We start from the raw sequence: 13062 nt of genomic DNA on the forward strand, positions 1-13062 counted from the left end.
TGTTGCAAAGGTATGAAAAAAAAAGAAAATGGCAAAGGTGTTTTGCCATTTTTTTCTAAATAAAATCTAAACCGATACTGCTTATTGCCGAATGTGCCAAACGCTGATACATCAGTCCTAGTTCCGAGAATCGGATAAGTGCTTGCATCGCTGCTTTCCTTACAGGAACAGAGGGGGATTGGAGGGCCACGAGTGCCTGGTCAATGAACTCATTGATGCCCCGCTCGTTGGGCTCTTGCTTGTTCATAAACAGGCGCGACAGGATGTGGTAGCCGCATATCTGCGGAATATCGTCGGGCGAGGCCAGCCACAGAAAGGCTTTGTCGGCGGCAAAGGGCAGGTGCTGATACAGGTTGAAGGCTGCCTGTTCGGCAATTTCAAGACTGTCGGTCTGCTCCATCCAGATGTCCACCACTTCAGGCAACATCTGTTCTGCCGGCATGATCATGGTGGCCAGGATCTTGCATTCCCTGACATTCTCCTTCCACAGGGCAATGGCCAGGTCGTAATCCTTGCCTATCTCGTCAGCCTTCTCTTTCAGGCGCGGCAAGGTGGCTCCCCAGTTCAGATGGTAGTTGACACCTTTGTCACGCATGGACTGTGCGATAGAGCCATCCATCATCTGACGGAATGACTGCTTGATTTCCTTGATCTGTTCCTGTGTACTCATATTAATGTACCATACTCTGTGCTATAACGCATCATCTGATGGTCGTAGGATTCTGAATAGTTTACCTGAATGTCTGCTATTTCACCATTTTCGTCAAGCACCGGCAAGAGCCAGGGGTTAATGAATCCCTTGTAAGGAGCAAGGTTCAGTTTCTTGTAACGCTCCAGCACTTCCTGGTGCATGTCCTGGTCAATCTGTACGGCATAGTCCTCAACCAGCTGGCGGGCAGCGTCAAAGTCGCCCTCGCTCTTGATGCGCTGTATCTCGGCAAGCAACTGGGCGATGAGTCCTCTCAACTCCTCGTAGTCGTCAATGACCAACTCATAGAAACCCTTCTCGCGAGTGAGTCTCATATGTTTGGCATGAGCCAGGCACCATCTGGCTATCAGGGCACGGTTACGCATGTGGGCCTCCTCTATCTGCTGGCCTGGCTGGATGCGTACCAACTGGGTAAGCAGACCATTTAACATATACGTGAAGTAATGTGCTTTATATGCCTCATTATTAGGTAGTAAACCTAACTCGACTAACTTCTCATCTGCCATGTAGTAGAGACCAAATAGGTCGGCCCTCGCCTCCTCTATTGTGTTGCCGTAAGCCTTCAAGGCATCAGGGTCGGTACCAGGTAATAGCTGACCACTTCCGTGACCCAGACACTCATGCAGGTCGGTATGCAGATTGTCGCACACGTCATCGTATTTGTCAATGAGCTCAAGTGTCTGAGGGTCCTTGACAAATTCCTCACGGAAACCATTCCCATGAGCTGCCTTGCTGTAGGCTTCAGTGATGTTGCTGATAGTGATACTCTTTGAGCCATAGTTAGCCCGGATCCAGTCAGCGTTGGGCAGGTTAATACCTATAGCTGTAGATGGATATTCATCGCCACCCAGCATCGCAGCACAGATAACATTGGCCGATACGCCTTTCACCACCTTCTTCTTGAAACGGGGATCTACGGGCGAATGGTCCTCGAACCATTGCGCATTATTACTAATAGTACGCGTGCGCGAGGTAGCCTCCTCGTCGATATATTCCACAAGCCCCTCCCAGGAACCTTTCAGTCCTAAGGGGTCGCCATAGACTTCGATGAAGCCATTAATGAAGTCAATCTTAGTACCGGTGGTCTGCAGCCATTTGATGGAATACTCGTCAAAGACTTTCAAATCGCCAGTCTGATAGTATTTTATCAGTAGTTCGATGGTTTCCTTCTGGTCTTCATTTTCTGCCACTTCAGCAGCTTTCGTCAGCCAGTAGACGATATGCCGGATGGCGTTCGCGTATTTCCCGTTGGCAGACCACACCTCTTCTTTTATAACACCATTTTCCTTCACCAGGGTCGTGTTAAGGCCATAGGAAGGAGGTTCGGGGTTGTCGGACTGCTTGAGTGAAGCATAGTATTTCTCGGCTTCTTCCTGGGTGACGTCCTGGTAGAAGTTGCACGCGGAAGTAGCCACCAGATCCTCACCGTCAACTTTATTGACGCGCTTTGTTAACACTTTTTCGTCGAATATGACTGGGGCTATCTCCTCAAAGAAATCGTTGACACCCTGGCCTTCCCTTAACGGCAGACGATGGGCATCAACAATATTCATACACGTCTTCAGGTAATCGGCACTGAAGCCTGGTTTGAATTTCTCACAACCATAATGGTGATAGATACCATTCGAGAACCAGACACGTTTCAGATATACCTGCAATGCACGGAAATCATCATTGTCCCTGGGAATGCGAAGGTCGCTATATATCACCTCCAGTGTCTTGCGAATACGTAAGTTGTGTTTTCCGAACTGGTCAAACGTGATGTCTCTGCCATACAGAGTTGCTTTCACGAGGAAGTAGACGAGACGTTTCTGATTGAGTGTTAGTTTCTCGAAACCGTTAAGCCGGTATCGTAACATCTGCAAGTCAGCGAAACGCTCGTCACTAAAATTAAATGGTGTTAATGTCATTTGCTTTTCTTTTTCACCATAGCGGCTGCAGCCGAGGCAAGATGCTGCACCTTGTACTCTTTAGGTGTAATGCCAGTGATCTTGTAGAACGATGCATAGAACGACTGTCTGTTTGCAAAGCCTACCATATCACTTACCTCCTCAATGCGCAGGTGTTGGTAGCGCTTGTCGACAAGGATGGACATAGCCTCTTCAATACGATACTTGTTAACAAATGATGTGTAATTCATGTGAAAACGTACGTTCACCACGGCCGAAATGTAACGCGTGTTTGTTCCAAGGTCAATTGCCAAGTGCTTGGCAGAATAATTCTTGTCCTTGTACTTCTTCTGCATCACAATCACATTGAGGATTTTTTCTTTAAGATCATCCATCAATGCAGGGCTTACCAAACTGCGATAAGCGGCCTCTCTTTCTTGTTTTTCAATAATGTTGTACTTCGTCATAACGGCATCCTTCATAAGTTGGATTAAGCGAATGTCACTTAAATTTTCTGCAAATATACAATTTTTTTTCATATCTCGGATAACTTTTTGCGAGAAATATTAAAAAAGTCCGCAAATCTCTGCAAAAAAAGATATTTTTTTGTATCTTTGCACATTGAAAAAGAGATTTTTTAAGACAGAAATGAAACCAACCGCAATTTTACTTCTGCACTGCCCAGACCAACAGGGTATTATATCAGAAGTCACAAAATTCATTACAGACAACAAAGGTAACATTGTTGACTTAGACCAGTATGTAGATCATCAAGACGGAATGTTCTTTATGCGTGTTCAGTGGGAACTTGATTCCTTCCTGATTCCACGTGAGAAAATCAAGGAATATATTGAGACGCTCTACAAGCAACGCTATCAGATTGAATTCAGTTTGTATTTTAGTGACCAACGTCCCCGCATGGCAATTTTCGTCTCGAAGATGAGCCATTGCCTGTACGACTTGCTGGCACGATGGAAAGCTGGAGAGTTTGCATGCGACATTCCCTGCATTATCAGTAACCATGAGGACTTGCGCTATGTAGCCGACCAGTTTGGCATTCCTTATTATGTGTGGTCAATCAAGAAAGACCACTCCAACAAGGCTGAGGTCGAGGAGGCGGAGATGAAGTTGCTCAAGGAGAATGGAATAACCTTCATCGTACTGGCTCGTTACATGCAGATTATCAGCGATGCGATGATTGCCGCTTATCCACATCATATTATTAATATCCACCACTCGTTCTTGCCTGCCTTCGTAGGTGCAAAGCCCTATCATCAGGCATGGGAGCGTGGCGTGAAGATTATCGGTGCCACCAGCCATTATGTTACTGCGGAACTGGATGCCGGTCCTATCATCGAACAGGACGTGACACGTATCACCCATAAGGATACACCTGAGAGTCTGGTGCTCAAGGGAAAGGACCTGGAAAAGATAGTGCTGTCAAGGGCCGTGTCCAAGCATATCCAGCGCAAGGTGCTTACCTATAAGAACAAAACAATTATCTTTAGTTGATAGATATGCAAGTAGCAGTCGTCAAATATAACGCGGGCAACATTTACTCAGTCATGAATGCATTGAAGCGACTGGGTGTGGAACCGTTGCTCACTGATGATGCCCAACAGCTGAGGCAGGCAGACCGCGTGCTTTTCCCTGGTCAGGGAGAGGCAAGTGGCGCTATGGCTTATTTGCGTGAACATGGGTTGGATCAGGTGATCCGCTCGCTGACTCAGCCTGTACTGGGTATTTGTATTGGCCAGCAGTTGCTCTGTCGCCATTCGGAAGAAGGTAATGTGGATTGTCTGGGCATCTTTGATGCGGAGGTGAAGCGTTTCTCCCCTACCCGACATGAGGACAAGGTGCCCTGCATGGGATGGAACAAAATCTACGACACCAAGTCAGAGCTGATGACAGGCGTTGAGGGACAGTTTGTCTATTTCGTACATAGCTTCTATGTGCCTTCTTGTCCTGAGACCATTGCTACAGCCGACTACATTCAGCCTTATTCCGCTGCATTGCATAAGGATAACTTCTACGCAACACAGTTTCATCCGGAAAAGAGTGGAAGTGTTGGTGAACGAATCATTAGAAATTTCTTAGAACTATGATTGAACTGATTCCTGCAATAGATATTATCGAAGGACACTGCGTCAGACTGACCAAGGGCGACTATGAACAGAAGACTGTTTATGGCGAACCTCTGGAGATGGCCCGCCAGTTTGAAGAGATTGGCTATACCCGTCTTCATGTGGTTGATCTTGACGGAGCGAAGTCGCGTCATATCGTTAACAGCAAGGTTCTGAGCCGACTGGCCGAAGAGACATCGCTGAAGATTGACTTTGGCGGTGGCATCAAGACAGATGATGATATCGGCAAGGCTTTTGAAGCCGGTGCATCAATGGTGACTATCGGCTCTGTTGCAGTCACCCATCCGGAACTGCTGGAGCGCTGGTTGGTGAAGTATGGTCCGGAGCGCATCATCTTGGGTGCTGATGTACGTAATGGCCGTATCAGCATCAATGGTTGGAAAGATGACTCGGAACAGGAACTCCTTCCCTTCCTGAAACATTATGTTGACATGGGTGTCGTGAATGTCCTGTGTACCGAAATCTCTAAAGACGGAACTTTGTCAGGACCGGCTATACCTTTATATAAAAAGGTGATGGAGACGTATCCTCATTTGCATCTCATTGCAAGTGGTGGGGTTAGCTCTATTGATGATATTAAGGAACTTGATGCTGCTGGCATCCCCTCGGTGGTATTCGGGAAAGCTATTTATGAGGGAAGAATCAATTTGAAAGAACTATGGGACTGGCAAAACGAATCATCCCTTGCTTAGATGTGAAGGACGGTGAGACCGTCAAGGGAATAAATTTTGTACAACTGAGAAGTGCAGGAGACCCTGTAGAGCTCGGCAAGGCCTATAGCGAGGCTGGTGCCGATGAATTGGTATTCCTGGATATCACGGCTAGTTTTGAGGGACGAAAGACCTTTACGGAGATGGTCACCAAGGTGGCCCAGCAACTCAATATCCCGTTTACGGTTGGCGGTGGTATCAATGAACTGGCTGACGTAGAACGCATGTTGTATGCCGGTGCAGACAAGGTGAGCATCAATAGTGCCGCCTTGCGCAATCCTCATCTGATAGAAGAGGTGGCCAACCGTTTCGGTTCTCAGGTGTGTGTGGTGGCTATCGATGCCCGACTGGATGCTGATGGCTGGCATTGCTACCTGAAAGGTGGACGCGAGAGAACGGAACGTGGCCTGTTTGAATGGGCCCATGAGGTTCAGGAGCGTGGTGCTGGCGAGATTCTTTTCACGAGTATGAATCATGATGGCGTGAAGAATGGATATGCCAATGAGGCACTGGCGCAACTGGCCGATAATCTTGATATCCCCATCATTGCCAGTGGCGGCGCAGGTAAGAAAGAACATTTCAGGGATGTGTTCCAACAAGGACATGCTGATGCGGCATTAGCTGCAAGTGTCTTCCATTTCGGTGAGATACCCATACCAGAATTAAAACAATATTTGACACAAGAAGGAATAAACGTAAGACTATGACAATAGATTTTGAGAAGATGGGGGGCTTGGTTCCTGCCATCATACAAGATGCTGACACAAAGAATGTGTTGATGCTGGGCTTCATGAATGAGGAGGCCTATAAGAAGACTGTGGAAACAGGAAAGGTCACTTTCTGGAGTCGCACCCGTCAGACTCTCTGGACTAAGGGTGAGACAAGTGGAAACTTCCTGAATCTGGTCAGTATGGATATTGACTGCGATAATGACACATTACTTGTGAAGGTGCACCCTATTGGTCCTACCTGTCATAAAGGTACGGATACCTGCTGGGGAGAGACCAATCAGAAACCTGCCATCAGTTTCTTGTCTGAATTACAGGACTTTATCGAGAAGCGCTATCAGGAGATGCCTGAGGGAAGTTACACCACAAAACTATTCCGTGATGGTGTGAACAAGATGGCTCAGAAGGTGGGCGAAGAGGCTCTTGAGACTGTTATCGAGGCAACAAACGGTGATGATGAACATCTGGTCTATGAGGCATCTGATATGATTTATCATCTGCTGGTGCTCCTGACAAGCAAGGGCTTACGTATAGAAAATATCGCAGAAGAATTACATCGCCGTCATGATCCTGAATGGGATGCCAAACGTCGTAAGGCTAAGGCTGCAGGCGAGATGAAATAATTATTTTCTGTGACTGAAAAATCTTCAAATAGATGTTGATAGAATATAAAAAAGTAACAGTTTGCCAAAAGGATGGTATTCCCGTCCTTAAGGATGTTGACTTCCATGTGAGTAATGGAGAGTTTGTATATATTATAGGTAAGGTGGGCTCTGGTAAGAGTTCGCTGCTGAAAACCATCTATGCCGAACTGTTCATTGACGAGGGTGAAGAGGCAAAGGTGCTGGACCAGGATATGCTGACATTGAAACTCAAGCAGGTGCCTGCCATCCGTCGCCAGCTGGGTGTCGTCTTCCAGGATTTTCAGCTTCTGGCCGACCGAAGCGTGCTGAAGAATCTGCAGTTTGTCTTGAAGGCTACTGGTTGGAAGGACAAGAAGGAGATGCAGGAACGCATCGAAAAGGTGCTCAGTGATGTGGGCATGTCTGAAAAGATCAACAAGATGCCCCATGAGTTGTCGGGTGGCGAGAAACAGCGTATTGCTATTGCCCGGGCTATCCTGAATTCTCCCAAGCTCATCGTGGCCGACGAACCTACGGCTAATCTTGACCCGGAGACGGCTGATGGTATCATGCAGCTGATGCGTCAGATATCACAGACAGGTACGGCTGTTATTATGTCAACGCATAACATGCCGCTTCTCGATAAGTATCCTGGCATCGTGTATCGTTGCTTCGATGAACATCTTGAGGAGGTTACCAACGACTTCAACAAGATGAAGATTGAGGATGATTAAATACTGAATCACAAACACAAAAAACATATACCTATGAAAGTAATGAAATTCGGTGGTACTTCAGTTGGTACCCCACAGAGAATGAAAGAGGTAACCGCACTGGTTACAAAGTCTGGTGAGCCCGTGTTTGTAGTACTTTCTGCTATGTCTGGTACTACCAATTCCCTCGTTGAGATTTCTGACTATCTCTACAAAAAGAATCCTGATGGAGCCAATGAGGTAATCAATGCGCTGGAGCAGAAGTATTACCGTCATCTGCCAGAGCTCTATACCACAGAGGAATATCAGACGCTGACAAAGGACTTCCTGAGTGAGGAGTTCGATTATCTGCGCTCTTTCACAAAGGAATTATTTACTTCATTTGAAGAGAAGAGCATTGTGGCTCAGGGCGAGATGATGTCCACGAATATGGTTGTCAACTATATGAAGGAGAATGGCATCAATGCTGTATTGCTGAATGCACTCGATTTCATGCGTACCGATAAGAATGCAGAGCCAGATCCTGTATATATCAAGGAGAAACTGGGTGCATTGATGGAGAAGAATGCTGGTGCACAGGTTTATGTCACTCAGGGTTTTATCTGTCGTAACGCTTATGGTGAGATTGACAACCTGCAGCGTGGTGGTTCTGACTATACTGCTTCTCTGATTGGTGCAGCCTTGAATGCTGAAGAGATTCAGATTTGGACTGATATTGACGGTATGCATAATAATGACCCACGTGTCGTTGACAAGACTGAACCCGTTCATCAGTTGCACTTTGAGGAGGCTGCAGAGCTGGCCTATTTCGGTGCTAAGATTCTGCACCCCACCTGTGTGCAGCCTGCCAAGTATGCTGGTATACCTGTTCGCCTCTTGAACACAATGGATCCTGATGCTGAGGGTACAACGATTTCCAATGCTACCGAGTACGGCAAGATTAAGGCTGTTGCTGCCAAGGATAATATCACGGCCATTAAGATTAAGTCATCACGCATGCTGTTGGCTACAGGTTTCCTGCGTAAGGTGTTTGAGATCTTTGAGAGCTATCAGACGCCAATCGATATGGTATGTACCTCAGAGGTTGGCGTGTCTATGAGTATTGACAACTCGGCCAACCTGGGTGGCATCATGGATGAACTGAAGAAGTATGGCACCGTTACGGTTGACACCAATATGTGTATCATCTGTGTCGTTGGTGATCTGGACTGGTCTAATATCGGTTTCGAGACAAAGGTGATGGATGCTATGAAGGACATCCCCGTACGCATGATTTCCTATGGTGGTAGCAACTACAACATCTCATTCCTGATTCGTGAGGAAGACAAGAAGCGTGCTCTTCAGAATCTGAGCGATAATCTCTTCCATTAAAAATTCCCCCAAGTAAAGATGAAAGGTATATTTCCTATAGAAAAGTTTCAGTCACTGAGGACACCCTTCTACTACTACGACATGGATTTGCTGCGTGAAACGCTGGCTTCTATCAACCAGGAAGCCGGTAAGCACGAGGGCTTTATCGTGCATTATGCCGTAAAGGCCAATGCTAATCCAAGTGTGCTCCGCTGTATCAAGCAGGCAGGTCTTGGTGTAGATTGTGTCAGTGGCGGTGAGATAGAGGCAGCTCTGAAAGCTGGTTTCTCTGCCGAAAAGATTGTGTTTGCAGGAGTTGGTAAAAGTGATTGGGAAATTAACCTTGGTCTTAAAGCAGGCATCCACTGTTTCAACGTGGAGAGTATCCCAGAGTTGGAGGTTATCAATGAACTTGCAGCCCAGCAGAATACCATTGCCCAGGTAGCTTTCCGCATCAATCCTGATGTGGGTGCACATACTCATGCCAATATCACAACAGGTCTGGCTGAGAATAAGTTTGGAATTGCCATGCGCGATATGGAAAGTGTTATTGAACTGGCTTTGTCGATGAAAAATATCCGTTTTATTGGATTGCATTTCCATATTGGTTCGCAGATTCTTGACATGGCCGACTTCCAGGCACTTTGTAATCGTATCAACGAATTACAGAATCAGTTGGAATCTCATCGTATCATCGTTAAGAGCATCAATGTAGGCGGTGGTCTGGGTGTCGACTATCAGCATCCTAACCGACTGTCTATCCCTGATTTCAAGTCTTACTTTGATACCTATGCCACGAAATTGAAACTTCGTCCAGGTCAGGAATTGCATTTTGAGTTGGGACGTGCTGTCGTAGCTCAGATGGGTAGCCTGCTCGCGCGTACCTTATATATTAAGGAAGGTGCAAAGAAGAAATTCTGTATTGTCGATGCTGGTATGACCGACCTTATTCGTCCTGCCCTTTATCAGGCCTATCATAAGATTGAGAATATCTCAAGTGATGAACCTATGGAGGCATATGATGTGGTTGGTCCTATCTGTGAATCCAGCGACGTCTTTGCCAAACAGATTGATTTGAATAAAGCTAAAAGAGGCGATCTCATCGCTATCCGTTCTGCGGGTGCCTATGGTGAGATTATGGCGTCACAGTATAACTGTCGCCAGCTTCCGCAAGCATACACCAGTGATGACATATGATTAAAGTCTTGCATGTCTACCCAAAGAACGATTCGTTGACGGCTCGGTTTATCCATCTCCTGATGGATAAAATCGAGTCGAAAGCAACGGATAATGCTGATGAGTTTAAGCGATTATGCCGGGAATGGCAACCGGATATCATTCATCAGCATGGTTCTGTGGATGTGAAATGGCAGGCAGACGCAAGATGGGTTGTATCGCCCAACGGCCTTCGGTCAACTTTCGACGACTACTATGCTGTTGTAGCAAGAAGTCCTTTGGAAGCTGAGACTTTGCGTGCCCTTGGTGCCAAGCGCATCGAGGTTATCATGAATCCACTGGTTACCAAACAGGTGGATATCGATGAAACGGCACAAAAGATGATGCAGGTCTATCAGAAAGTGATGAATTCTAATCCTCTTGCTTTAATGGAAGAGGCTACGAAGGATGCTCTTCCTGTGATTTTGAAGGCTGCTATTCATGGCGACAAAAGGTGGGTTGAACAGGAAATTCCCATTCCATCGATACAGCAACCTCGTTTATTGTATATCTATTCTTCACTCGAAGGCATCAGTTCTTTGCTTGAAAAAGGGCTTTCTGTCTTAGGCATGGAACAACCGGCACATGACGCTTTTGAGTGCTATCTGCCTGAAAATTATACCGTTCCATCGAGTATAACGGGCACCAATATCATTGGTATGCTTGATGATATTCAGCGTAATGGTATCACTTTAATCCGTCTTGTTAATATCTACAAAGCACTGATTAGTGATAGTCATGATGACGAAAAACTTCTTGAACTAATTGAAGAAAATGATTATAATGCACTGTTTGTAAGTGTATTACAGATTTTAAAAGAACAGTTACATCTTGACGAGGGCTATTTCCCTTGCCCACCAGAAGATAATAATAACACCGGAAGACTTCGGGATGACCTTCAAAACCATTTAAGACTATGAACACCGATTTACGTTATCTCCATCTACTGTCAAATACCTACCCCACGGTTGCTGATGCAGCCAGTGAAATCATTAACCTTGAGGCTATCCAGAATCTGCCGAAAAGTACAGAACATTTTCTGGCAGACCTTCACGGCGAACATGAAGCCTTTATTCATGTATTGAAAAATGCCTCTGGTAATATCAAACGTAAAGTGGGTGAAATCTTCGGTAATACCATACGCGAAACTGAGAAGAAAGAGTTATGCACGCTGATTTATTACCCAGAACAGAAACTTGAACTGATTAAAGCTGCAGAAGAGGATCTGGACGACTGGTATCGCATCACGATTCATCAGCTGGTACGTGTCTGTCGTGATGTGTCCAGCAAATACACGCGTTCAAAGGTACGCAAGAATCTGCCAGAGGAGTTTTCGTATATCATTGAGGAACTGCTACATGAACGTACTGACGATCAGGATAAGGCAGCTTATGTGGCTGTTATCGTTGATACCGTCATCTCTACAGGACGTGCCGACGATTTCATTGTTGCCATCTGTAATGTGATTCAGCGCCTGGCTATTGACCAACTGCATATCCTGGGTGATATCTACGACCGCGGTCCTGGTGCCCATATTATACTGGATACGCTTCGTCAATATCATTCGTGGGATATCCAATGGGGTAATCATGATATCCTTTGGATGGGAGCTGCAGCAGGTAACGATGCCTGTATTTGTAATGTATTGCGCCTGAGTCTGCGCTATGCTAATCTGGCTACGTTAGAGGAAGGATACGGTATTAACATGGTACCGTTGGCCACCTTTGCCCTTGAGGTCTATGGTAATGATCCATGTGAGGAGTTTATCCCTAAGCTCCTGAAGGACGACGGACGTCTCGATGAAAAGACGCGCCATCTGATTGCTAAGATGCACAAAGCCATTGCTGTGATACAGTTCAAGACTGAGGCTGCTATCTTCAATCGTCGACCAGAGTGGCAGATGAACGACCGTAACCTCTTGGAACATATAGATTTCACTAATCAGACCTGTACTATTGATGGAAAGGAATATGCTATGAAATCGTGCCACTTCCCAACCATCTCAGCTGATAATCCCAATGCATTAACGCCCGAGGAAGATACCTTGATGAAGAAGCTGCATCATTCTTTCCGTGTGTCTGAGAAACTACGTAAACATATTCGTACCATTCTGAGTCATGGCTGTATGTACACCATCTGCAACCAGAATCTGTTGTTTCATGCTTCCATACCGCTCAACGACGATGGAACCTTGAAAAATGTAGAGATTCTGGGAAAGTCATATGCAGGTAAGGAACTGATGTCATATATAGGACAGTTGGTGCGCGCTGCTTTCCAAAGTGATACCCCGGCCGACTTAAAGGAATATGCCAAGGATTATTTCCTATATCTGTGGTGTGGAAAGGAATCTCCCCTATTTGACAAGTCAAAGATGGCTACCTTCGAGCGCTATTTCCTGACGGACAAATCAACCTATCAGGAGGAAAAGGGCAACTATTTCAAACTGCGTAATTCCGAGGATGTCTGTGACCGTATTCTTGATGCCTTTGAGGTGACTGGTGCCAACCGCCATATCATCAATGGTCATGTGCCTGTACACGCATCAAAGGGTGAGAATCCTATTAAGGCAGGTGGTAAACTGATGGTGATTGACGGCGGCTTCTCTGAGGCCTATCATAGTGAGACAGGTATTGCCGGCTACACATTGGTATATCATAGTCGCGGTTTCGTCTTGGTACAACACGAGCCGTTCACCAGTGCCCAGGATGCCATTTTACGAGGCACGGATATCAAGTCATCAACCCAGATTGTAGAGATGTCGGCCCATCGTATGCTCGTTGCAGACACAGATAAAGGCGAAGAGCTGCGCAGTCAGATATCAGAACTGAAAGACTTGCTCTACGCTTATCGACATGGTATCATCAAGGAGAAACGCAATTAGCGCGTTCATAAATAAGAAAAAGAGCTCCTGAAGCACAATGCCTCAGGGGCTTTCCCCTTTTTTAGGTATGCAGGGCAAATTTTCCACGATACATTTTCAA

The 13062-nt window shown here is 46.1% G+C and carries 13 protein-coding genes; 10 read left to right on the forward strand and 3 right to left on the reverse strand.

What is annotated here, in order from left to right; translation table 11 throughout:
- Positions 1 to 55: 55 nt before the first annotated feature.
- Genes L6468_RS07460 through L6468_RS07470 form a run of 3 tightly spaced genes read right to left on the reverse strand, consistent with a single transcriptional unit; the run spans position 56 to position 3065 of the window.
- Positions 56 to 670 (reverse strand): DNA alkylation repair protein, encoded by a 615-nt coding sequence (locus L6468_RS07460; RefSeq protein WP_237792800.1) that lies wholly within the window; start codon positions 668 to 670, stop codon positions 56 to 58.
- Positions 667 to 2619 carry a dipeptidyl-peptidase 3 family protein gene (locus L6468_RS07465; protein ID WP_237792801.1) on the reverse strand — a complete coding sequence of 651 codons (1953 nt, stop codon included), beginning with the start codon at positions 2617 to 2619 and terminating at the stop codon, positions 667 to 669. Before L6468_RS07465 ends, L6468_RS07460 begins: the two co-directional genes overlap by 4 nt.
- Complete coding sequence (locus L6468_RS07470; protein ID WP_091818708.1) at positions 2616 to 3065, reverse strand: helix-turn-helix domain-containing protein; 450 nt, start codon at positions 3063 to 3065, stop codon at positions 2616 to 2618. The genes L6468_RS07465 and L6468_RS07470 overlap by 4 nt, the downstream gene beginning before the upstream one ends.
- Before the next feature lie 181 nt (positions 3066 to 3246).
- Between L6468_RS07470 and purU the strand changes: the two genes are divergently transcribed.
- The 10 genes from purU to L6468_RS07520 are packed head-to-tail and all read left to right on the forward strand — an operon-like array spanning position 3247 to position 12962.
- Positions 3247 to 4110 carry a formyltetrahydrofolate deformylase gene (gene purU / locus L6468_RS07475; RefSeq protein WP_091818654.1) on the forward strand — a complete coding sequence of 288 codons (864 nt, stop codon included), beginning with the start codon at positions 3247 to 3249 and terminating at the stop codon, positions 4108 to 4110.
- 5 nt (positions 4111 to 4115) lie between these two features.
- Positions 4116 to 4703, forward strand: coding sequence for an imidazole glycerol phosphate synthase subunit HisH (gene hisH, locus L6468_RS07480; protein WP_237792802.1), 588 nt, complete (start codon positions 4116 to 4118; stop codon positions 4701 to 4703).
- On the forward strand, positions 4700 to 5434 hold the full coding sequence (gene hisA / locus L6468_RS07485; protein ID WP_237792803.1) for a 1-(5-phosphoribosyl)-5-[(5-phosphoribosylamino)methylideneamino]imidazole-4-carboxamide isomerase: 735 nt from the start codon (positions 4700 to 4702) through the stop codon (positions 5432 to 5434). Before hisH ends, hisA begins: the two co-directional genes overlap by 4 nt.
- Positions 5401 to 6159 carry an imidazole glycerol phosphate synthase subunit HisF gene (gene hisF, locus L6468_RS07490; RefSeq protein WP_091818651.1) on the forward strand — a complete coding sequence of 253 codons (759 nt, stop codon included), beginning with the start codon at positions 5401 to 5403 and terminating at the stop codon, positions 6157 to 6159. Before hisA ends, hisF begins: the two co-directional genes overlap by 34 nt.
- Entirely contained in the window at positions 6156 to 6803 is a 648-nt protein-coding gene (gene hisIE / locus L6468_RS07495; RefSeq protein WP_091818650.1) for a bifunctional phosphoribosyl-AMP cyclohydrolase/phosphoribosyl-ATP diphosphatase HisIE, read from the forward strand. The genes hisF and hisIE overlap by 4 nt, the downstream gene beginning before the upstream one ends.
- A gap of 32 nt (positions 6804 to 6835) precedes the next feature.
- Positions 6836 to 7537, forward strand: coding sequence for a cell division ATP-binding protein FtsE (locus L6468_RS07500; RefSeq protein ID WP_091818649.1), 702 nt, complete (start codon positions 6836 to 6838; stop codon positions 7535 to 7537).
- A gap of 33 nt (positions 7538 to 7570) precedes the next feature.
- Positions 7571 to 8887, forward strand: coding sequence for an aspartate kinase (locus tag L6468_RS07505; RefSeq protein ID WP_091818648.1), 1317 nt, complete (start codon positions 7571 to 7573; stop codon positions 8885 to 8887).
- Positions 8888 to 8905: 18 nt separating this feature from the next.
- The gene (gene lysA / locus L6468_RS07510; protein ID WP_091818647.1) at positions 8906 to 10063 is read left to right on the forward strand and encodes a diaminopimelate decarboxylase; all 1158 of its coding nucleotides are present in this window, start codon (positions 8906 to 8908) and stop codon (positions 10061 to 10063) included.
- Positions 10060 to 11001, forward strand: a complete 942-nt coding sequence (locus tag L6468_RS07515) for a glycosyltransferase (protein ID WP_237792804.1) — start codon at positions 10060 to 10062, stop codon at positions 10999 to 11001. The genes lysA and L6468_RS07515 overlap by 4 nt, the downstream gene beginning before the upstream one ends.
- Complete coding sequence (locus L6468_RS07520; protein WP_237792805.1) at positions 10998 to 12962, forward strand: fructose-1,6-bisphosphatase; 1965 nt, start codon at positions 10998 to 11000, stop codon at positions 12960 to 12962. Before L6468_RS07515 ends, L6468_RS07520 begins: the two co-directional genes overlap by 4 nt.
- The last annotated feature ends 100 nt before the right edge of the window (positions 12963 to 13062 follow it).

The organism is Prevotella communis, from assembly GCF_022024115.1.
Classification (GTDB): Bacteria; Bacteroidota; Bacteroidia; order Bacteroidales; family Bacteroidaceae; genus Prevotella; species Prevotella communis.